Here is a 22,315-nt window from a genome sequence, read left to right on the forward strand (position 1 = left end):
GCGCAGGACCCCGGCACCACGGTGACCACGGGCCCGGTGACCGGCAAGCGAGGTGGCACCGCGGGCGCGGCATACGGCGTGCTCGTCCTCGTGAGTCGACCGAGACGAGCACACCCACAGCACCAGGGAGCCCCGCCCATGACCTATCCCCAGGTCTCCACCGACCCGCACCAGCCCGCCGCCCCGAGCGGTGTCGTGGCGAGCCCGCGCTTCCCGGAGATCGAGGAGCGCATCCTGCGCTACTGGGCCGAGGACGGCACCTTCCAGGCGTCCGTGGCCAACCGACCCGCGGGGGAGGACGGGGCCAACGAGTTCGTCTTCTACGACGGGCCGCCCTTCGCCAACGGCCTGCCCCACTACGGTCACCTGCTGACCGGCTACGTCAAGGACATCGTCCCCCGCTACCAGACCATGCGCGGCAGGCACGTCGAGCGCCGCTTCGGCTGGGACACCCACGGCCTGCCCGCCGAGCTCGAGGCGATGCGCCAGCTCGGCATCAAGACCAAGGACGAGATCCTCGAGCTGGGCATCGACGCCTTCAACGCCAAGTGCCGCGAGTCGGTGCTGACCTTCACCGACGAGTGGCAGGACTACGTCACCCGCCAGGCCCGCTGGGTCGACTTCGACAACGACTACAAGACGCTCAACCCGGACTACATGGAGAGCGTCCTGTGGGCCTTCAAGACCTTGTACGACAAGGGGTTGATCTACGAGGGCTTCCGGGTGCTGCCCTACTGCTGGAACGACCAGACCCCGCTGTCCAACCACGAGCTGCGCATGGACGACGACGTCTACCAGATGCGCCAGGACCCGGCCGTCACGGTGGGCCTGCGGATCGTGGGCGACGGGCCCGACGACGACCTCGACGGCGCCCTCGCCGTCATCTGGACCACCACGCCGTGGACCCTCCCGTCCAACCTCGCGATCATGGTCGGCGGCGACATCGACTACGTCGTCGTCGAGTCCGACGTGCCGACCGGGCGGACCGAGCGCTATGTCTTCGCCGAGGCGCGGGCGCGGTCCTACGCCCGCGAGCTGACCGGCGACCCCAAGGGTGACGTCGAGTCGCGGATCGTCAAGCGGCTCAAGGGGTCCGAGCTCGCCGGCCACCACTACCAGCCGCCGTTCTCCTACTACCTCGGGCACGACAACGCCTTCCGCATCGTCGAGGCGGAGTTCGTGACCACCACCGACGGCTCGGGGCTCGTGCACACCGCCGGAGCCTTCGGCGAGGACGACAAGGTCGTGACCGACCGCGAGGGCATCGAGGCGGTCATGCCGGTCGGTGCCGACGGCCAGTTCACCCACCCCGTCGTCGACTACGCGGGAATGCTCGTCTTCGACGCCAACCCGCACGTCATCGACCACCTCAAGGCCGCCACGCGCGGCGAGGGGGAGACCGGGTCGGTGACCGACGGGACCGTCCTCGTGCGCCGCGAGACCTACGACCACTCCTACCCCCACTGCTGGCGCTGCCGGGAGCCCCTGATCTACAAGGGCGTGTCCAGCTGGTTCGTCGAGGTGACGAAGTTCAAGGACCGCATGCTCGAGCTCAACGAGCAGATCTCCTGGACCCCCGAGCACATCAAGCACGGCCAGTTCGGCAAGTGGCTGGAGAACGCCCGCGACTGGTCGATCACGCGAAACCGGTTCTGGGGCAGCCCGGTCCCCGTATGGCGCTCCGACAACCCGGAGTACCCACGGATCGACGTCTACGGCTCCTTGGAGGAGATCGAGCGGGACTTCGGCCGGCTGCCGCGCAACCACGACGGCGAGCGTGACCTACACCGTCCGTTCGTCGACGAGCTGACCCGGCCCAACCCCGACGACCCGACCGGACAGAGCACGATGCGCCGCGTCGAGGACGTCCTGGACGTGTGGTTCGACTCGGGGTCGATGAGCTTCGCCCAGGTGCACTACCCCTTCGACAACGCCGAGTGGTTCGAGCACCACTTCCCGGGCGACTTCATCGTGGAGTACATCGGGCAGACCCGCGGCTGGTTCTACACGCTGCACATCCTCGCGACGGCGCTGTTCGACCGGCCTGCCTTCTCCTCGTGCGTGTCCCACGGCATCGTGCTCGGCTCCGACGGGGCCAAGATGAGCAAGTCGCTGCGCAACTACCCCGACGTGTCCGAGGTCTTCGACCGCGACGGCGCCGACGCGATGCGCTGGTTCCTGATGTCCAGCCCGATCCTGCGCGGCGGCAACCTGATCGTCACCGAGCGGGGGATCCGCGACGGCGTGCGCCAGGTCCTCATCCCGCTGTGGAACACCTGGTACTTCTTCAGCCTCTACGCCAACGCCTTCGACGGCGGGCGCGGCTACGAGGCGCGCTGGTCCACGGAGTCGACGGACGTCCTCGACCGTTACCTGCTCGCCAAGCTGCGCGAGTTCGTCGAGTCCATGCAGGCCCAGATGGATGCGTATGACGTCGCCGGGGCCTGCGACACGATGCGCGGCTTCCTCGACGTGCTGACCAACTGGTACGTCCGGCGCTCGCGAGAGCGCTTCTGGGACACCGGGTCCGGTGACGAGCGCGTCGCCACCCAGGCGTTCGACACGCTCTACACCTGCCTCGAGGTGGTCACCCGCACCTGCGCCCCGCTGTTGCCGCTGGTGACCGAGGAGATCTGGCGCGGCCTGACGGGCGGCCGCTCGGTCCACCTGGAGGACTGGCCGGACGTCGAGGCGCTGCCGAGCGACCACGAGCTGGTGGCGCGGATGGACCGGGCCCGGGACATCTGCTCGGTCGCGTCGTCGCTGCGCAAGGCCCAGAACCTCCGGGTCCGGCTGCCGCTGTCCGAGCTGACCGTGGTCACCCGCGACGCCGCGGGCCTGGCGGCCTTCGCCGACATCGTCCGCGACGAGGTCAACGTCCGGACCGTCACCCTGCGGGACGTGGCGGACGTCAGCGAGAGCGACTTCGGGATCAGCCAGCGGCTCACCGTCAACGCCCGCGCCGCCGGACCCCGCATCGGCAAGGACGTGCAGGCCGCGATCAAGGGCTCGAAGTCCGGCGACTGGTCGGTGTCCCCGGACGGCGTCGTCACCACCGGCGGCATCGAGCTGCACGAGGGGGAGTACTCCCTGGAGACGATCGTCGCCGACGGGCAGGACACCCACCACGCCACCGCGATGCTGCCCGGGGGCGGGTTCGTGGTGCTGGACACCGAGGTCACCCCGGAGCTGGCCCGCGAGGGCGTGGCCCGCGACCTCGTGCGCGCGGTGCAGCAGGCCCGGCGCGACGCCGGGCTCGACATCTCTGACCGGATCTCGTTGACCATCACCGGCGCTCAGGAGGTCTACGACGCCACGATCCACCACCAGGACCTCCTCGTCGAGGAGACCCTGGCCAGCCAGTTCGGGTCGGCGCCCAACCTGCTCGCGATCGACGGCGACGAGGTCACCGAGGTCGAGGTCGGCGACGGCTACCACGCCCGCGTGATGGTGCGGAGGCTCGCGTGAACGACGACACCTTCGGTCATGAGGAGCTCGACGGGCTGCTCGGGCTCGGGACGCCCGGGGAGGACGACGACACCGGCCGCGACGGTCGCCGGCTCGCACGCAGCGGTCGTCCCGACGCGGCGCAGCGGGACGCCGAGCAGCGCCTCGCCACCACCCGGCGGATGCGGGAGGTCGAGCAGGAGATCCTCGCCCGCGTCCCGGAGAACGACGTCACCCCCTCCCTGGACCGCATCCAGGCGGTCATGGAGCTGCTCGGCGACCCGCAGCGGACCTTCCCGTCGGTCCACCTGACCGGCACCAACGGCAAGACCTCCACGACCCGCATCGTGGAGGCGCTGCTGCGCGAGCACGGCCTCACGACAGGCCGTTTCGTGTCGCCCCACCTGCACGACATCCGGGAGCGCATCGCCATCGGCGGCGAGCCGATCAGCGAGGAGCGGTTCGTCGCCGCCTACGAGGACGTGCTGCCCTTCGTGCAGATGGTGGACGCGCGCAGCGTCGCGGCGGGCGGGCGGCCGATGGGCTACTTCGAGGTCCTCGTCGCGGTGGCGTATGCCGCCTTCGCCGACGCCCCCGTCGACGTCGCCGTGGTCGAGGTCGGGCTCGGCGGCAGCTGGGACGCCACCAACGTCATCGACGCCCAGGTCAGCGTCATCACCCCGATCGGCCTGGACCACCAGCGCTTCCTCGGCAGCACGACCGAGGAGATCGCCGCCGAGAAGGCCGGGATCATCAAGGCCGGCGCCATCGTCGTCAGCGCCGACCAGGAGCCGGAGGTGGCCGCCATACTGGCCGATCGGGCGGAGGAGGTGGGCGCCCAGATCGCTTGGGCGGGAGCCGGCTTCGAGGTGACCCAGCGGGACCAGGCGGTCGGCGGGCAGCTGCTGGCGGTCCGCGGGCTGGCCGGTGAATACGACGACCTCCTGCTGCCGCTGCACGGCGAGCACCAAGGGGCCAACGCCGCGCTCGCGATCGCCGCCGTCGAGGCCTTCCTGGGTGGCGGCGAGCAGCGGCTCGACGCCGACGTGCTGCGCGCCGGCCTGGCCCGGGTGACCTCGCCCGGTCGCCTGGAGATCGTGCGTCGCAGCCCCACCGTCATCGTCGACGCCGCCCACAACCCCGACGGTGCACGGTCGCTGCGGCTGGCGCTGTCCGACTCGTTCACCTTCACCCGGCTGGTCGGGGTGCTCGCGATCCTGGAGGACAAGGACGTGCTCGGCATCCTCGAGGAGCTCGAGCCGGCCTTCGACGAGGTGGTGGTGACGCGGTCCACGTCGCCGCGCGCCATGTCGCCCCGCGCGCTCGGCCGACTGGCGCGGGAGGTCTTCGGCGAGGACCGCGTGACGGTCGTGGACAACCTGCCCGACGCGCTCGAGCAGGCTGCGGCGCTCGCGGAGACCGACGCGATGGCTGGCGGTGCCGGCGCCGGCGTCGTCGCGACCGGGTCGGTGACCACCGCCGCTGACGCCCGCATGCTCCTAGGGGTGACGACCGCGTGAAGTCCCTTGTCCTCTACGGCGTCCCACGGCGTCTGACCCGGCGGTTGCTGGCGACGGTGATCGGCTCCGAGGCCTGCATCGTCCTCTTCGGGGGGCTGGTGGCCATGGCGCTGGACAAGTCCGGCGGGGGCAACGGCACCACCTGGCTCATCGCCGGGTCGGTCCTCGCCGTGCTGTGCATCGTGGCCGCCGGGGTGCTGCGGCGCCCGTGGGGTGTCACGCTCGGCTGGCTCATCCACCTCGCCACCCTCGCTGCCGCCCTCGTCGTGCCGATGATGATCTGGGTCTTCCTGATCTTCGGTGGGCTCTGGGTCGTCTCGATGGTCCAGGGCGCCAAGATCGACGACCTGTCCGACGAGGCGCAGCGCCGCTACGACGCCGAGCACGGTGTGCCGGACGGTGCCTGACCGGAACCCTGCCGAGGCGGTCACCCGGGCGGCGTACGACCAGGTCGTGCTGGTGGGCGACGGACGCCGCACCACGATGTACGTCGAGGGCTGCTCGGCGGCTACGAGTACGCCGACACCCTGGACAAGGTCTTCCGCGGCGGCATCGGTGACGTCCGCATCGTCGAGCGGCCGCTACGGCCGCAGGAGTTCCTGAACGCCTGAGCCCCGGACTCCGGCATACGGCCCGTGACCCGGTGGATAGGGTGAGGCACATGACTGAGACCACCACCGAGCGCTCCCTCGTCCTCGTCAAGCCGGACGGGTTCGGGCGCGGCCTGACCGGCGAGGTGCTGCGCCGGATCGAGGCCAAGGGCTACACCCTCGCCCAGCTGCAGATCCTCACCCCCGACCGGGCCCGCCTGGAGCGCCACTACGCCGAGCACGAGGGCAAGCCGTTCTACGAGCCGCTGCTCGACTTCATGTCCTCCGGCCCGGTCTGCGCCGCCGTGGTCGAGGGCGACCGGGTCATCGAGGGCTTCCGCTCCCTGGCCGGTGCGACCGACCCGACCAAGGCCGCGCCCGGCACGATCCGCGGCGACCTCGGCCGTGACTGGGGCCCCGGCGTCCAGAAGAACATCGTCCACGGCTCGGACTCCCCGGAGTCGGCCGAGCGCGAGATCGGCATCTGGTTCCCCGAGGCCTGATCCGACTCCCCTCCACGCAGGATCGTGGTCTGTCGTGGTCGCTGACGCGCCACGACGGTCCACGATCGCGGGGAGAGGGGAGGAGGGGAGGAGGGGGGGGCGGCTCAGCGGGGGAGGGTCGCGGGCTCGACCAGGTCGTCGATCCCGCCGATGACCAGGTCGAGCAGCGCCGCGAGCTGGTCGCGCTGGGCGCTGTCGAGCACCGCGAGCACGTCACGCTCGACGCGATCCAGGGCGTGCATCGCCTCCCGGAAGCTCTCCCAGCCCTCGCGAGAGAGCGTCACCAGGACGCGCGCCCGGCTGTCCGGGTCCGGGCCTCGGCTCACCAGTCCCTTGTCGACGAGCTTGTCCAGCCGGTGCGTCATGGAGGACGGGGCCACGCTGGTCTGCTCGGCCAGCTGGCTGGGTGTGAGGGTCTCCCCGCCGGCCCGGGCGAGCCGGGTCAGGACCGCCCACTCGTCGGCGGTGAGCCCGACGCCGGCGAGCTGGGTGGCATACCACCGGTCCAGCTGACGCCCCACCCGGTTGACCGCGGTCGTCACGCGCTGCACCTGCTCGTCGCCGCCGGCTGCGACGTAGGCGGCCACGTCGGCGGCATACTGCTCCGCGACCTTGCGCCGCCGCTGCTCCGACCGCCGGCGGGACGCTGGGGCACGGCTCGGGTCGGGCATGGCGGCAGTCTCCCACAGCCCTCCCCGTATGCCGGACGGCCCGCCACCCCCGAGGGTGGCGGGCCGTCCGCCGCGGCTGCGGGCCTGACCGGCTAACAGCAGCGTGTGGTGGGGTTGCGCTCCTGGTCGGCGTACTTCTGCCGCCAGAAGTCACGCTCGGTGGGCACGGGGGCGTCGGGGTGGACGCGCTGCAGGTGGGCGACGTAGCGCTCGTAGGCGTCCGCGCCGGTCACGCCCCGCCAGTACCACCGGGCCGTGCTGAGTGCCTTGCCGAGGGTCTCCATGCTGGGACCTCCCCTCAGTGGTGCACGCCTTGCGGCGACGGGTCCAGGCCGGCGGCCTTCCACTCAGCGTAGACCTCCTTCTCCGCGCGGGTCGGCAGGAAGCCCTTGGGGGCGAAGATCCGGGACGGGACGTCCTCCTCCTCGGCGGTCGGCAGCCCGCCGGCGCGCAGCGCCTTGATCGCGGTCCAGACGGTCGCGAGCACGACGACGACGACGAGCACCGCGAAGAGGACCGAGAGGACCTCCTGCACGACCGTGTTGCGGATGACCGCCTCCATGTCGGCCCCGGACTTGGCGGGCGCGACGACCTTGCCGGCGGCGTGCGCCTTGACGTACTTGTCGTGGTTGGCCCAGTAGCCGATGGCCGGGTTGCTGCTGAAGATCTTCTGCCACGACGCGGTCAGCGTCACGGTCAGCAGCCACACCAGCGGCACGCCGGGGATCCAGGCCCACCGGAACATCCCCTTCTTCATGACCACGCCGAAGACCAGGCACAGCGCGATGCACGCGAGGAGCTGGTTGGCGATCCCGAAGAGCGGGAAGAGCGTGTTGATCCCGCCCAGGGGGTCGGTGACGCCCATGACCAGGATCGAGCCCCAGCCGAGCACGACGATCGCGGAGCACACCCAGGCGCCGACGCGCCAGGAGGGGTCCTTGAACTTGCCCAGGCCGGGAATGTTGCCGATCGCGTCGGAGAACATGAAGCGGGCGACCCGGGTGCCGGCGTCGATGGTGGTGAGGATGAAGAGCGCCTCGAACATGACGGCGAAGTGGTACCAGAAGGCCTTCATGCCGGCGCCGCCGAAGAAGGACATGACCTGGGACATCCCGAAGGCCAGGGTGGGTGCGCCACCGGTGCGGGACACGATCGTCTTCTCGTGGACGTCCGCGGCGGCCTGGGCGATCTTGTCGGCGGTGGCCGGCTCGAGCGTGCCTCCGCCGGGGGAGTGCAGCGGCAGCGAGTTGACCCACGTGGCGGCCGTCTGGGGGGTGCCCCCGGTGATGCCCTTGGGGGCGTTCATGACGAAGTAGAGGTGCTGGTCCAGGATGCAGGCCGTGATCAGGGCCATGATCGCGACGAACGACTCGGTCAGCATGCCGCCGTAGCCGATGATGCGGGCCTGCGACTCCTTCTCGATGAGCTTGGGGGTGGTGCCCGAGCTGATCAGGGCGTGGAAGCCCGAGATGGAGCCGCACGCGATGGTGATGAACAAGAAGGGGAAGAGGCTGCCGGCGAAGGCCGGCCCGGTCCCCGTCTGGGCGAAGGTGGTCACCGCGGGCATCTGGATCTGCGGGGCGGTGAAGACGATGCCGAGGGCCAGCACGACGATGGTCCCGACCTTCATGAAGGTGGAGAGGTAGTCGCGCGGCGCGAGGAGCAGCCACACGGGCAGCACCGACGCGGCGAGGCCGTAGAGGCACAGCCACAACGCCAGGGCCTTCGGGGACAGCGTGAAGAGCGAGGCCCCCCAGCCGGACTCGGCGACCCAGCGGCCGGAGATCACGGCCAGCAGCAGCAGCGCCACACCGATGATCGAGACCTCGTTGACCTTGCCCGGGCGCAGGTAGCGCAGGTACACCCCCATGAAGAGGGCGATCGGGATGGTCATCGCGATGGAGAAGACGCCCCAGGGGGACTCGGCGAGCGCGCCGATGACCACGATGCCGAGCACCGCGATCAGGATGATCATGATCGAGAGGACCCCGAGGATCGCCGCCCAGCCACCGACCGGGCCCAGCTCGTCCCGGGCCATCTGGCCGAGCGAGCGGCCCCGGCGGCGGATGGAGATGTGCAGGACCATGTAGTCCTGGACCGCGCCGGCGAAGACGACGCCGAGGATGATCCACAGCGTGCCGGGCAGGTAGCCCATCTGGGAGGCCAGGACCGGCCCGACCAGCGGCCCGGCGCCCGCGATGGCGGCGAAGTGGTGGCCGAAGAGGACCCGCCGGTCGGTCGGCATGAAGTCCTTGCCGTTGCTGAACTCCTCGGCGGGGGTGGCGCGGGTGTCGCGGGGCTTGAGCACCTTGTACTCGATGAGCCGGGCGTAGAAGCTCAGGGCGATGACATAGCTGCCGACCGCGGCCAGGACGAGCCACACCGCGTTGACGTGCTCGCCCCGCACGACCGCGACCATCGCCCAGGCGACGGCCGCCACGAGGGCGATGAGCACGAAGATGCCCTTGCGGACGGGGGAGCTGCTGGGCGGCTCCTCGACTGCCACGGGGGGCAGGTCTGGATCCGTGCGCAGCACACGGACGCGGTCGTCGGTGACGCTCATCCGGGGTTTCCTACTCTCGAGTCGGTGGCGGCACGAGGTGCCGCAGGGCGGGTGTGCCCGCCGCGACTGTAGGACTGGTCGAGAGGCCGGAGGTAGGACCGCGCAGGTGCATCCCTAGGATTGGTCATGGATCGTTATGCACCGCGCGGCGGTGCGGACGCGCGCAGGTAGGGTAGGAGCCATGGCTGACTTCGATGTGGTGGTCCTGGGCGCCGGCCCGGGTGGGTATGTCGCGGCGATCCGAGCCTCCCAGCTCGGCAAAAAGGTCGCGGTCGTCGAGAAGAAGTACTGGGGCGGTGTCTGCCTCAACGTCGGGTGCATCCCGTCCAAGGCGCTGCTGAAGAACGCCGAGCTGGCGCACACCCTCACCCACGACAAGAAGAAGTACGGCATCGAGGGCGACGCCACGATGTCCTACGGCCCGACCCACGCGCGCAGCCGCCAGGTCTCCGCGGGCATCGTCAAGGGTGTCCACTTCCTGATGAAGAAGAACAAGATCACGGAGATCGACGGCTGGGGCACCCTCACCGGCCCGAAGTCCATGGACGTGGCGGTCGAGGGCGGCGACACCAGGAGCATCACCTTCGACAACCTCATCATCGCGGCCGGCGCCGTGACCCGGATGCTGCCCGGCGTCGAGGTCTCCAAGAACGTCGTGACCTACGAGGAGCAGATCCTCGACGACGAGCTCCCCGGCTCGATCATCATCGCCGGCTCCGGCGCCATCGGCGTCGAGTTCGCCTACGTCATGAAGAACTTCGGCGTCGACGTGACCATCGTGGAGTTCCTGGACCGCATGGTCCCGACCGAGGACGCCGACGTCTCCAAGGAGCTCCTCAAGCACTACAAGAAGCTCGGCGTCAAGGTCATGACCGGCACCAAGGTCGAGGCCGTCGAGGACACCGGCTCCGGCGTCAAGGTCACCGTCACCCCGGCCAAGGGTGGCGACCAGCAGGTCCTCGAGGCCGACAAGCTCCTGTCCGCCATCGGCTTCGCCCCCCGCACCGAGGGCTACGGCCTGGAGGCCGCCGGGGTGCAGCTCACCGAGCGCGGCGCCATCGAGATCGACGACTACATGCGCACCAACGTCGACGGCGTCTACGCCATCGGTGACGTCACCGCCAAGCTGATGCTCGCCCACGTCGCCGAGGCCCAGGGGATCGTCGCCGCCGAGACCATCGCCGGCGCCGAGACGATGCCGATCGACTACCGCTTCATCCCGCGAGCGACCTACTGCCACCCGCAGATCGGGTCCATGGGGCTGTCCGAGCAGCAGGCCAAGGACGCCGGCCACGAGGTCAAGACCGCGTCGTTCCCGTTCTCGGCCAACGGCAAGGCGATGGGCCTCGGGGACGGTGTCGGCTTCGTCAAGATCGTCGCCGACGCCAAGTACAACGAGATCCTCGGCGCGCACATGATCGGCCCGGACGTCACCGAGCTGCTCCCCGCGCTCAACGTCGCCCAGACCTGGGACCTCACCGCCGACGAGGTGTCGCGCGTCGTCTTCGCGCACCCCACCCTCGGCGAGGCCGTCAAGGAGGCCCTGCACGGCATCGCCGGCCACATGATCAACCTCTGACGGGCCGGCCCGCACGGGCCGGGAGCCGTATGCCGCGACAGCGGGTCACTGGGAGACGGTGACCCGCTGTCGGCATACGGGCTGGTCGTGGCGGGTGAGGGTCGGGGCGGGCGAGCGGGCCGCGCTCAGGCGACCGGTCCGCGCGGGCCGGCCGTGGAGGGGGCCAGCGTGGGCGCGAGCTGGTCGAGCGGCAGCGGGCGCGCGAAGAGGTAGCCCTGCATGGCGGGGCAGCCGAGGTCGACCAGGATCGACCGCTGCTCGGGCACCTCGACGCCCTCGGCCAGGGGTTCGCGGCCGATCGAGCGGCACAGGTGCACGATCGACTCGATGAAGCCGCGCGCGGACGCGTCGGAGACGATGTCGGTCAGGAAGGACCGGTCGAGCTTGACGACCTCGACGGGCAGCTGGCGGAGGTACTCCAGCGAGGAGTAGCCGGTCCCGAAGTCGTCGAGCCAGAGCGACACCCCGATCTCGCGCAGCGCCCGCCCGGTCGCGACCGAGGCCGCGAGGTCCAGGGTGGCGAAGGTCTCGGTGACCTCGAGGATGAGCAGCTCCGGCGCGAGCCCGGTGTCGAGCAGGATCTGCTGCACGTCCTCCACGAAGGTGGGCTGCGCGATGTGGACCGTGGAGATGTTGACGCTGACCCGCAGGGGGTGGTCGAGCCGGTGCTGCTGGTTCCACGCGTGGACCTGCTCGCAGGCGCGCCGCAGGACCCAGAGCCCGATCGTCGAGATCAGGCCGGACTCCTCGGCGTAGGGGATGAAGTCGTCCGGCCCCATCTGCACGACCCCGTCGCGCTCCCAGCGCAGCAGCGCCTCGACCGCGAAGGCCTCGCCCCGCACCGCGTCCACCATCGGCTGGTAGTGCAGCGTGAACTCGCCCTGGTGCATGGCGGCGCGCAGCTCGGCGTCCAGCCGCAGCAGCCGCCGGGCCTGCAGCACGACCTCCGTCGTCGCCAGCGTGACGGTGCCGCGCCCGGAGCGCTTGGCGCGCATCAGCGCGGCGTCCGCGGAGGTGAGCGCCGTGGTGCGGGTGGTCGCCTGGTCGATGAAGTGCACCCCGACCGAGCAGGTCACGTTGATGACGCTCTGGTCCAGGGTGAAGGGCACCGACAGCGCCTGCTGCACGCGGTGCGCCCGCCGCAGCGCCTCGCCGACCCCCTGCTCGCCGGGTCCCACCAGCACGAACTCGTCGCTGGCGATGCGGCACACGACGTCGCCGGTCCCGGTTTGCTCCAGCAGCCGCTCCGCGACCGCGACGAGCAGCTGGTCGCCCACCGCGTGGCCGTAGGTGTCGTTGATCGCCTTGAAGCTGTCCAGGTCCAGGGACATGACCACGAGGGGGGCGCCGCGGCCGGCGGCGGGGAGCTGCTCGTCGAGGGTCTCCCACAACCGATGCCGGTTGCCAAGGCCGGTGAGCGCGTCCCGGGTGGCGCGCTGCTTGAGCTCGTCCTCGAACTCCAGGGCGCGCCTGGCCTGGACCGCGGTGTTGACCAGCGAGGTGGCCGCCTGGCGCGTGAGGGTGGTGGCGACCGCCCGCCCGGGCACCACGGTGACGTAGCAGTCCGGCCCGAGCCAGTAGGACTCGTCGCCGCGGGAGGGATGGTCGGTGACCGTCCACCGGTGGGCCTGCCACAGCGTCGCGAGCTCCTGGCCGAGCGCGGTCGGGACGTCGTCGGGGTGGGTCTGGGAGCGGATGCGCTCGCTGCTGATGTAGAGCTGCTCGGCGAGCCAGCGCTGGTTGGCGGCGCGGCCCTGCGCGGTCACGTGGCTGAGGACGATGACGAGCAGCGCGTGCCCGAGCAGCGCCCCGAGCACCGAGCCGTTGGCGGCGAGGGTGACCGAGCACAGCGCGAGGCCCACGCTCGTCAGCTGCGGGGCCAGGCGGACCAGCGAGCTGACCGGGGTCGGGGCGTGCTGCCGCTTGCCGTCGAGCACGCACCCCAGCCACACGAGGCACTCGGTGATCGCGTAGGACAGGAGCACGGCGGCGACGGTGCCCACGACGACGCGCACGCCGACGCCGCCGCGCGGGCTGGTGACGAGGTGCAGCACCACCGACGCGGCGACCGAGCTGACCGCTGCGCCCCCCAGGTTGAAGACGGTGTCCAGCCAGCGCACCCGCAGGCGCAGGCAGGCCGACAGCGTCACCCACAGGACCGCGAGGACGTAGGCCCAGTGCGGTGCCACGACCAGCAGGGGCACCGTGAGCAGCGACTCGGGGATCTCGCCGACCGGCGTCCCGAGGAGGCGCACGACGCGCGAGTGCACGAGCGGCACCCCGAGCAGCAGCAGCCCGACGCCGAGCACGTAGAGCAGGGAGGTGGTGACGGCGATGTACCAGGGGGCGTCCAGCACGAGTGCCACCAGGGAGGCGACCCCCGCCACCGCGACCAGGGACGCGAAGACGCGGTAGGCAGTGGTGTTGACCCAGGGCGGCGGCACGACGGCGGTGGCTCCACCAGGGGAGCGGGCATCGGCGGCGCGCCGCTGCACGGCGCTGCCGATGTCGTCTGCCGAAGGGCTCATGTCAGCCTGCTGGGAGTTTGTGGGAACGAGCCGACGCTCGTCAGCGGCCCCGTGGTTACATTCCGTGTCAAGATGCACTATAGGCGTCACCGAGCGTGCTTTGTGTACCGAATGCGGTTATCTTCCGCTGATCCAGGTGGGTGAGACGCGCCTGCGGGCAGCCGGTCGACGATTAGGGGCCCTGAAGGCAGGCTGGTAACCTTGATCCTTGCCGTGGACCGGCCGCGGATGGAGAGCGCCCTCGGACACCGACCGAGGGCACCGCGCTGCAACGAGACGAGGAGTCGCCCAGTGCCGCTGGATGCTGACGTCAAGAAGAACATCATGACCGAGTACGCCACCCACGAGGGTGACACCGGCTCGCCCGAGGTGCAGATCGCGATGCTGACGCAGCGCATCAAGGACCTCACCGAGCACGCCCGCGCGCACAAGCACGACCACCACTCGCGTCGCGGTCTGCTGCTCCTCGTGGGTCGGCGCAAGCGCATGCTGCGCTACCTCGAGGCCACGGACATCGAGCGCTACCGTTCGCTGATCAAGCGTCTGGGTCTGCGCCGATAAGCATCGGCTCGTTCTGGAGGGAGCGGCTTCGTTCGACGAGGCCGCTCCCTTCGGCATGCCAGGGCGAGTAGACCGTCATCCACCCCCTAGGCTTGGTGCAGCGAGCTGACTCGCTGCCCTGAGGAAAGTACGCCACCGCACAACGACGATGTGGTGCGCACAGAGCAACAGAAATGGAGGGCCCATGGAGGGTCCAGATATCACGTTCACCGAGGCCGTCATCGACAACGGGAGCTTCGGCACCCGCACGGTGCGGTTCGAGACCGGGCGGCTGGCCAAGCAGGCCGCCGGCTCCGTCACCGCCTACCTCGACGAGGAGACCACGCTGCTGTCGACCACGGTCGCCGGCAAGTCTCCCAAGGACCAGTTCGACTTCTTCCCGCTCACGGTCGACGTCGAGGAGCGCATGTATGCCGCGGGCCGCATCCCCGGCTCGTTCTTCCGTCGTGAGGGCCGCCCCGGCACCGACGCGATCCTGACCTGCCGGCTGATCGACCGCCCGCTGCGCCCGACCTTCAAGAAGGGTCTGCGCAACGAGGTCCAGGTCGTCATCACCGTCCTGTCGATCCACCCGGACCACCAGTACGACGTGCTGGCCATCAACGCCGCCTCCGCGTCCACCCAGATCTCCGGGCTGCCCTTCTCGGGCCCGATCGGTGGCGTCCGCGTCTCCCTGATCGACGGCCAGTGGGTCGCGTTCCCCAACTTCTCCGACATCGAGCGCTCGGTCTTCGACATGGTCGTCGCCGGTCGCAAGGTCAAGGACGAGCAGGGCCAGGACGACGTCGCCATCATGATGGTTGAGGCCGAGTCCACCGACTCCACCTGGGAGCTCGTGAAGTCCGAGGGCAAGCAGGCGCCGACCGAGGAGGTCGTCGCCGAGGGCCTCGAGGCCGCCAAGAAGTTCATCGCCGTCCTGTGCACCGCGCAGGAGGAGCTGGCGGCGCAGGCCGCCAAGCCGGTCCAGGAGTTCCCGATCTTCCTCGACTACGAGGACGACGCCTACGAGGCCGTCGCCAAGGCCGCCGAGGGCGAGCTCAAGGACCTGCTGGCCATCGCCGGCAAGCAGGAGCGCGAGGACAAGCTCGACGCGCTCAAGGAGCGCCTCAAGGCCGAGCTGGGTGCCGAGCACCAGCCGCTGCACGGGCGTGACAAGGAGATCTCCGCCGCCTACCGCGCCGTGCAGAAGAAGCTCGTCCGCGAGCGCATCCTGCGCGACAAGGTGCGCATCGACGGCCGTGGCCTGGCGGACATCCGCGCCCTGTCGGCCGAGGTCGAGGTGCTGCCGCGGGTCCACGGCTCCGCGATCTTCGAGCGCGGCGAGACCCAGATCATGGGCGTCACCACGCTCAACATGCTCCGCATGGAGCAGCAGATCGACTCGCTGTCCCCGGTGACGCGCAAGCGCTACATGCACAACTACAACTTCCCGCCGTTCTCCACCGGCGAGACCGGCCGCGTGGGCTCGCCCAAGCGGCGCGAGATCGGCCACGGGGCGCTCGCGGAGCGCGCGCTCATGCCGGTGCTGCCGACCCGCGAGGAGTTCCCCTACGCGATCCGTCAGGTCTCCGAGGCGCTGGGCTCCAACGGCTCGACCTCGATGGGCTCGGTCTGCGCGTCCACCCTGTCGCTGCTCAACGCCGGTGTGCCGCTGCGCGCCCCGGTCGCGGGCATCGCGATGGGCCTGGTCTCCGCGGAGATCGACGGCCAGACCCAGTACGCCGCGCTCACCGACATCCTCGGGGCCGAGGACGCCTTCGGCGACATGGACTTCAAGGTCGCCGGGACCAAGGAGTTCGTCACCGCCATCCAGCTCGACACCAAGCTCGACGGCATCCCCGCCTCGGTGCTGGCCGGCGCGCTGACCCAGGCCCGCGACGCCCGGCTGCACATCCTGGACGTCATGGCCGAGGCCATCGACGTGCCGGACGAGATGAGCCCGCACGCTCCGCGCGTCATCGCCGTCCAGGTCCCGGTCGACAAGATCGGTGAGGTCATCGGGCCCAAGGGCAAGATGATCAACCAGATCCAGGAGGACACCGGAGCCGACATCTCCATCGAGGACGACGGCACGGTCTACATCGGCGCCACCGACGGCCCGTCGGCGGAGGCGGCTCGCGCCGCGGTCAACGCCATCGCCAACCCGCAGATGCCCGAGGTGGGCGAGCGTTTCCTCGGGACGGTCGTCAAGACCACGACCTTCGGCGCGTTCGTCTCCCTGCTGCCCGGCAAGGACGGCCTGCTGCACATCTCCGAGGTGCGCAAGCTCGTCGGCGGCAAGCGGATCGATGCGGTCGAGGACGTCCTCGGCGTCGGTCAGAAGGTCCAGGTCGAGCTCAAGGAGATCGACCCGCGCGGCAAGCTGTCCCTCGCGGCCGTCCTCACCGAGGAGCAGGAGGCCGCTAACGCGGCCGCTGCCGAGGAGGCCAAGGCGTCCCGTGGCGACCGTGGCGAGCGCAGCAACGACCGTGGCGAGCGCAGCAACGACCGTGGCGACCGCAACAACGACCGCGGCCCGCGCCGTGAGCGCAGCGACAGCACGGGCGAGGGTGAGGGTGACGGCGACGGCGAGCGCCGTGGCCGGTCGCGCACCCGTCGGCGTCGCAACGACAAGGTCGAGGAGGGCGCCGGGTCGGCCGAGTCCGACCAGCTCGCGCAGGCCAGCGAGCCCACCGGCGAGGCCACGGCCTCGTCCGAGGACGCCTGAGCCTCGTCGCACCTCAGAGGGCCGGTCACCTGTCAGGGTGGCCGGCCCTCGGCGTATGCCGTGCCCCTGCGCCGTGCCCCTGCGCCATGCCCTGCACCGTGCCCCTGCGCTCCGGTTCCGCCCGACGCGGGTCGACGTGGCTGCGGTGGGCGGCACGGTCGGCGCTTGACCGGGGCCTGGCGGGGTATGGGGTACCCATGACGACACAGGACCCCACCCCCCAGATCCCGCCGCTCGACGAGCCTCCGCTGGAGGAGGCACCGCCCGCCGCGGAGGTGCCGACTGACGCCGAGCGCGGCCAGCGCGGCCCCGGCTCCGAGCAGACCGGGCCCGAGCAGACCGGTGTCCAGGACCCGTCCCGGCCGTCCGGGGACCCCACGGTCGCCCGCGAGGGCTTCGCGGCCCAGGGCAACCAGCAGGCTGCGGGCAACCAGCAGGCGTCCGGCGACGCCGAGATGCTGGGCGCCGGCACCGGCCCGACGGACGGCCCGGTCAAGGACCCCGAGGACTGGGTGACCGGTGACCAGCCGGCCACGGATGCCCAGAAGTTCTACCTCGACTCGTTGGCGCGGCAGGCGGGGGAGCAGATCCCGGCCGACCTGACCAAGGCCGAGGCGTCCGAGCACATCGACCGCCTGCAGGCGGCCACCGGCCGCGACCAGCAGGGCCAGCAGGGCCAGCAGGGCTGACCACCGGCAGACCCGGCCGGGTGGGCCAGTCCCGGCCGGGTCGACCCTCCCGGCCGGGTCGACCAGCCTGCGCCCGGGCATCGGGCACCACGGGCTGAGACGACCGTCGCCACGCCAGGAGGACGCACGCGTCCCGGGGCACAATGGCCCCGAGGAAGGGAGCGCGGATGTCGTTCGTGGACAGGGTGGACCGGTTCCAGCGACGCCACCGCAGCGTGGGCTTCCCGCTGGCGGTCGTCTACAAGTTCTTCGACGACCAGGGGCCCTACCTCGGTGCGCTGATCACCTACTACGGCTTCCTGTCCTCCTTCCCGCTGCTCCTGCTGCTGTCCTCGGTGCTGGGGTTCGTGCTGCAGGGTCGCCCCGAGGTGGAGCACCGGCTGCTCGAGTCGGCGCTGCGGCAGTTCCCGGTGATCGGGACCCAGCTGAGCACCCAGGGGCTGCAAGGGGACTGGAAGGCCATCGCGATCGGCCTGCTGGTGGCCGTCTACGGTGCCCTCGGCGTCGGGCAGGCCCTCCAGAACGCCCTCAACGTCTGCTGGGCGGTCCCACGCAACCAGCGACCCAACCCGTTGGTGTCCCGTGGGCGGTCGCTGCTGCTGATCGTCACCGCCGGGTTGTTCCTGATCGTCACGACCGTCCTGTCCGGCGTCGCCAGCTCGGCCTCGGCATACGGCCTGGACCTCGGCGCCGCGGGTGCCTACCTGCTGACCGGGTTGGCCGTCGTGCTCAACGCAGGGATCTTCCTGCTGATCTTCCGCATCGCGACCGCGCACCCGATGCGCTGGCGCCGCTCCATCCCGGGCGCGCTGGCGGCGGCCGCGTGGTGGCAGGCGCTGCAGTCGGTGGGGACCGCCTACGTCTCCTTCGTCGTCAAGGGCTCCAGCGATGCGTATGGCGTCTTCGCGCTCGTCCTGGGGCTCCTCGGCTGGGGCTTCCTGGCGGCGTGCGGCGTCGTGATGTCCATCGAGCTCAACGTCGTGCTCGCCAAGCGGTTGTACCCCCGGGCGCTGCTGACCGTCTTCACCGACGACGTCGACCTCACCGACGCCGACAAGAAGTACTACGAGGGTCTGGTCAATGCCAACCGTCTCAAGGGTTTTCAGCAGGTCGACGTGTCCTTCGAGCGCTCGCTGAAGGACCTCCAGGACGAGTACTACGGCTCGGAGTAGCCGCGCGCCGAGGCGGGCAGGTCGCCCCGCGTCAGCGGCAGCCAGGGACGCGCTCGGCGAGCACCTCCAGGACGTGGCGGTAGGGGTGTCCGGTGGCGCGGGACATCCCGAGCTCGCACGCACGGTTGGCCGAGACGTAGGCGTCGAACGGGCGGTCCGCCAGCTCCCGCGCCTCCAGCTCCCGCGCCTCCAGCCGGGTCGCCGAGGCGGTCAGCTCGGGGTGCAGCATGCCGCGGTCCCCGGCGAAACCGCAGCAGCCCCAGTCGACCGGCACCACGACCTCCCGGGCCGCGGCCCGGGCGCAGGCCACCAGGTCGTCCACGACCCCGAGGTGGACGGTCGAGCAGGTCGGGTGCACGGCCACCGTCCCGAGGGGGTCGGGGACCTCGACGTGGGGCAGGACCTGCTGGGCGACATACGTGACCGCGTCGATGACGCGCACCTGGCTCCAGCGCTCGGCGTGCTCGTCCGGAAGGTGGTGCGCGAGGTCGGCCAAACCGTGGGTGCATGACGCGGCGTCGCACACGACGGGCAGCCGCCCCTGCTCCGTGGCGCGCCACAGCGCCCGGAAGACCTTGCGGGACATCGCATCTGCTCCCTGCGTGAGGCCCTTGGAGACCCAGGGGGTGCCGCAGCACAGGCCCTGCAGCTCGTCGGGCACGACCGCTTCCAGCCCGGCGCGGCGGGTCAGGGAGAAGAACGCGTCGACCACCCCCGCGCCGGTCGAGTCCGCGGAGGGGGCGAAGAGCGAGCCGAGGCAGGAGGAGAAGTAGACGAACGCCGCGCCCGTCGGGTGCTGGGGGGCTGGGCGGCGCGGTCCGCGACCCGGCAGGTCGTCGCCGACCAGCGGCACCACGTCCGGCGAGATCACCCGCCGCAGAGCGCTGGTTGCGCCGGTCTTGAGCGGCCCGGGCACCGTGTCGGCGACCGCCAAGGCCGTGCGCAGCATCGTCATGGTGGTGCCCCAGCCCTCGGCCAGCCGTATGCCGGCCCGCTGGGCCCTCGCCGAGTGACGGTCGGCGCGGAAGGACTTCATGAACAGGCCGGTGTCGATGCCGACCGGGCACGCCTTGACGCACAGCGAGTCCACCGCGCAGGTGTCCACGGCCTCGTAGTCGTAGGCCGCGCGGAGCTCCGCGGCCTGGTCCTCGGGGAGCCGGCCGAGGTCGCGCAGGAGCGTGATGCGGCGCCGCGGCGTGGTGGTGAGATCCCGTGAGGGGCAGACGGGCTCGCAGTAGCCGCACTCCACGCAGCGGTCCACCGCCGGGTCGACGGCGGGCATCGTCTTGAGGTGCCGCAGGTGAGCGCCGGGGTCGTCGTCGAGCAGGGTGCCGGGGTTGAGCACCCCGGACGGGTCGGCGAGGCGCTTGACCTCCTGCATCACGGCGTAGAGCTCGTCCCCGAACTGCCGGCGCACGTAGGGCGCCATGATCCGCCCGGTGCCGTGCTCGGCCTTGAGGGTGCCCTCGTGCCCGAGCACCAGGGACACCATCTCCTCGGTGAACGCCTCGTAGGTCTCGAGCGCGGCCGGGTCGTCCAGGCGCGGGTTGATCATGAAGTGCAGGTTGCCGTCCTTGGCGTGACCGAAGGTGACGGCGTCGTCGTAGCCGTGGCGCCGGAAGGACTCCGTCAGGTCCGCGACCGTGGCGCTGAGCGAGGCCAGCGGGACGGCGATGTCCTCGAGCAGGTTGGTCGTGCCCTGCGGCCGGGCCCCGGCCACCGAGGTGTAGAGCCCCCTGCGCAGGTGCCACAGGTCCGCCCGCTCGCGCGCGTCGCGGGTGAAGGTCGCGCGATGGGGGAGGCCGAGGGAGGCGACGACGTCGTCGAGCACGCCGATGCGGCGGTCGAGCTCCGCGCTGTCGTCGGTGGTCGCCTCGACGAGCAGGGCCGCGTGCCGGTCGACGTCGAGGCCGGCCAGCTCGGGGCTCGCCTCGCGGTAGCGCTGCACGACGCGCAGCGACGCGGCGTCGAGCAGCTCGAGGGCCTTGGCGCCGGCCCCGACGAGATCACCGAGGGCGTCGGTGGCCTGGCCGATCTCGTCGACCACGAGCAGGGCGGTGGCGGCATAGGGGCTGATGGGCACGGTGCGGAAGGTGACCTCGGCCACCCAGCCCAGGGTCCCCTCGGACCCGACGACCAGGTGCTCGAGGATGCGCACCGGCTCGTCGAAGTCGACGAACGCGTTGACGCCGTAGCCCATGGTGTTCTTCATCGAGTACTGGTGCGCGATGCGCGCCGTCGAGTCCGGGTCGGCGCGCACCCGGTCGCGCAGCCCGGCGAGCCCCTCCCACAGCTCCGGCTCGGCGCGGCGGAGGAGCTCGTCGGCGTCCGGGAGGCTGGTGTCGACGACGGTGCCGCTCGGCAGGACCAGGACCAGGGAGTCGAGGGTGCGATAGGTGTTGAGCTCGGTGCCGCACTGCATGCCCGAGGAGTTGTTGGCCACGACCCCGCCCACGGTGCAGGCGATCTCGCTGGCCGGGTCCGGCCCCAGACGTCGCCGGTAGCGGGCCAGGTGGGCGTTGACCGAGCGCAGCGTGGCGCCCGGCTGGCAGCGCACCCGCTCGCCCCCGTCGAGCACCTCCACGCCGCGGAAGTGGGTGCGCGTGTCGAGCAGGATGCCGTCGGACAGCGCCTGCCCCGACAGGCTGGTGCCCCCCGAGCGGAAGGTCACGGGCAGGCCGTCCGCGTGGGCGGCGCGCACGGTGCGGACCACGTCGTCGACGGTCCGCGCGGTCACGACCGCCTGGGGGGTGAGGAGGTAGTGGGACGCGTCGTGGGCCATGGAGACCCGGTCCACCAGCCGACGGGAGGTGATGGCGGCCAGCGAGGGGTCCAGGGTGGTGACGGTCATCGACGAGCTCCTCCACGAGATGGTCTGGCCACTGTATGCCGAACGCCCGCCGCACCGCCCGACGGCTGCCTCGCGCGGCGACGCGGCCCTAGGGTGGACCCGTGAGCGACAACATCAAGGTCTCTGTCATCGGCGCCTCCGGGCGCATGGGCTCCACCGTCTGCGACGCGGTCGACGCGGCCGAGGGCCTCGAGCTTGTCGGGCGCTTCGACGTGGGGGACGAGCTGGGCGACCTGGCCGGCGCGGACGTGGTCGTGGAGTTCTCCGTGCCGGGCGCCTCGCCGACCAACGTCGCCCACTGCGTCGCGCAGGGGGTGCACGTCGTCGTCGGGACCACGGGCTGGAGCGAGTCGCGGCTGGAGACGCTGCGCGACCAGGTGGCGGCGGCGCCCGAGGGGACCGGTGTGCTCATCGCCCCCAACTTCGCCATCGGCGCGATCCTCATGATGGCCTTCGCCGAGCGGGCCGCCCGCTTCTACGAGTCGGTCGAGGTGATCGAGCTGCACCACCCCCGCAAGGTGGACGCCCCCTCCGGGACGGCCGCCCGCACCGCCGACCTGATCGGGGCGGCGCGCGCTGAGGCCGGGCTGGGCGACGTGCCGGACGCGACGGAGCAGGACCCGGACGGCGCGCGCGGCGCCCGGGTGCACGGTGTGCCGGTCCACTCGGTCCGGCTGCGTGGGCTGGTCGCGCACCAGGAGGTGCTCTTCGGGGCGGAGGGCGAGCAGCTGACGATCCGGCACGACTCCTTCGACCGGATCTCGTTCATGCCCGGGGTGGTCGAGGGGGTGCGCCGGGTGGTCGAGCACCCCGGCGTGACCGTGGGCCTCGAGCACTACCTGGGCCTCTGAGCCCCTCCCGTCCAAGGCCGGTCGATCCGCCTACCGGCGGCGGCTCGATCAGCCTGGGGTGCTAAGGCCGGTCGATCCGCCTA

The 22,315-nt window shown here is 71.2% G+C and carries 15 protein-coding genes; 10 read left to right on the top strand and 5 right to left on the bottom strand.

Annotated features, from left to right (window positions below):
- Positions 1-138 precede the first annotated feature (138 nt).
- From ileS to ndk, 4 genes are all read left to right on the top strand, one after another.
- Positions 139-3,468: an isoleucine--tRNA ligase gene (ileS, locus tag ADJ73_RS09810; RefSeq protein ID WP_050348124.1), complete on the top strand. Its 3,330-nt coding sequence runs from the start codon at positions 139-141 to the stop codon at positions 3,466-3,468.
- Positions 3,469-3,629: 161 nt separating this feature from the next.
- A complete protein-coding gene (locus ADJ73_RS09815) occupies positions 3,630-4,967 on the top strand; it encodes a bifunctional folylpolyglutamate synthase/dihydrofolate synthase (RefSeq protein ID WP_050349363.1) in 1,338 nt (445 codons plus the stop codon).
- Positions 4,964-5,374: a DUF4233 domain-containing protein gene (locus ADJ73_RS09820; protein WP_050348125.1), complete on the top strand. Its 411-nt coding sequence runs from the start codon at positions 4,964-4,966 to the stop codon at positions 5,372-5,374. Before ADJ73_RS09815 ends, ADJ73_RS09820 begins: the two co-directional genes overlap by 4 nt.
- 254 nt (positions 5,375-5,628) lie before the next feature.
- The gene (ndk, locus tag ADJ73_RS09825; RefSeq protein ID WP_050348126.1) at positions 5,629-6,060 is read left to right on the top strand and encodes a nucleoside-diphosphate kinase; all 432 of its coding nucleotides are present in this window, start codon (positions 5,629-5,631) and stop codon (positions 6,058-6,060) included.
- Positions 6,061-6,164: 104 nt separating this feature from the next.
- Here the strand turns inward: ndk and ADJ73_RS09830 are convergent, their stop codons facing one another.
- From ADJ73_RS09830 to ADJ73_RS09840, 3 genes are all read right to left on the bottom strand, one after another.
- A complete protein-coding gene (locus ADJ73_RS09830; protein WP_172669715.1) occupies positions 6,165-6,731 on the bottom strand; it encodes a MarR family winged helix-turn-helix transcriptional regulator in 567 nt (188 codons plus the stop codon).
- Positions 6,732-6,823: 92 nt separating this feature from the next.
- Positions 6,824-7,015, bottom strand: coding sequence for a YbdD/YjiX family protein (locus ADJ73_RS09835; RefSeq protein ID WP_050348127.1), 192 nt, complete (start codon positions 7,013-7,015; stop codon positions 6,824-6,826).
- 14 nt (positions 7,016-7,029) lie between these two features.
- A complete protein-coding gene (locus tag ADJ73_RS09840) occupies positions 7,030-9,294 on the bottom strand; it encodes a carbon starvation CstA family protein (protein WP_050348128.1) in 2,265 nt (754 codons plus the stop codon).
- A gap of 181 nt (positions 9,295-9,475) precedes the next feature.
- Between ADJ73_RS09840 and lpdA the strand changes: the two genes are divergently transcribed.
- Entirely contained in the window at positions 9,476-10,873 is a 1,398-nt protein-coding gene (gene lpdA / locus ADJ73_RS09845) for a dihydrolipoyl dehydrogenase (RefSeq protein WP_050348129.1), read from the top strand.
- Between the two features lie 125 nt (positions 10,874-10,998).
- Here lpdA and ADJ73_RS09850 read toward each other — a convergent pair whose 3' ends face one another.
- On the bottom strand, positions 10,999-13,401 hold the full coding sequence (locus ADJ73_RS09850; protein WP_050348130.1) for a putative bifunctional diguanylate cyclase/phosphodiesterase: 2,403 nt from the start codon (positions 13,399-13,401) through the stop codon (positions 10,999-11,001).
- A gap of 291 nt (positions 13,402-13,692) precedes the next feature.
- On the opposite strand from ADJ73_RS09850, the gene rpsO reads away from it, so the two are divergent.
- The 4 genes from rpsO to ADJ73_RS09870 all read left to right on the top strand — a co-directional run bounded on the left by rpsO (position 13,693) and on the right by ADJ73_RS09870 (position 18,530).
- A complete protein-coding gene (gene rpsO, locus ADJ73_RS09855) occupies positions 13,693-13,962 on the top strand; it encodes a 30S ribosomal protein S15 (protein ID WP_050348131.1) in 270 nt (89 codons plus the stop codon).
- A 184-nt stretch (positions 13,963-14,146) separates the two neighbouring features.
- Positions 14,147-16,669 (top strand): polyribonucleotide nucleotidyltransferase, encoded by a 2,523-nt coding sequence (locus ADJ73_RS09860; protein ID WP_050348132.1) that lies wholly within the window; start codon positions 14,147-14,149, stop codon positions 16,667-16,669.
- A gap of 197 nt (positions 16,670-16,866) precedes the next feature.
- Positions 16,867-17,358: a DUF3072 domain-containing protein gene (locus ADJ73_RS17915; protein WP_441293931.1), complete on the top strand. Its 492-nt coding sequence runs from the start codon at positions 16,867-16,869 to the stop codon at positions 17,356-17,358.
- A 167-nt stretch (positions 17,359-17,525) separates the two neighbouring features.
- On the top strand, positions 17,526-18,530 hold the full coding sequence (locus ADJ73_RS09870; protein WP_050348133.1) for a YihY/virulence factor BrkB family protein: 1,005 nt from the start codon (positions 17,526-17,528) through the stop codon (positions 18,528-18,530).
- Between the two features lie 31 nt (positions 18,531-18,561).
- Here the strand turns inward: ADJ73_RS09870 and ADJ73_RS09875 are convergent, their stop codons facing one another.
- Entirely contained in the window at positions 18,562-21,381 is a 2,820-nt protein-coding gene (locus tag ADJ73_RS09875) for an FAD-binding and (Fe-S)-binding domain-containing protein (protein WP_050348134.1), read from the bottom strand.
- A gap of 146 nt (positions 21,382-21,527) precedes the next feature.
- On the opposite strand from ADJ73_RS09875, the gene dapB reads away from it, so the two are divergent.
- Positions 21,528-22,232 (top strand): 4-hydroxy-tetrahydrodipicolinate reductase, encoded by a 705-nt coding sequence (gene dapB, locus ADJ73_RS09880; protein ID WP_050349366.1) that lies wholly within the window; start codon positions 21,528-21,530, stop codon positions 22,230-22,232.
- Positions 22,233-22,315 lie beyond the last annotated feature (83 nt).

Origin of the sequence: Arsenicicoccus sp. oral taxon 190 (assembly GCF_001189535.1) — a bacterium.
Lineage (GTDB): Bacteria > Actinomycetota > Actinomycetes > Actinomycetales > Dermatophilaceae > Arsenicicoccus.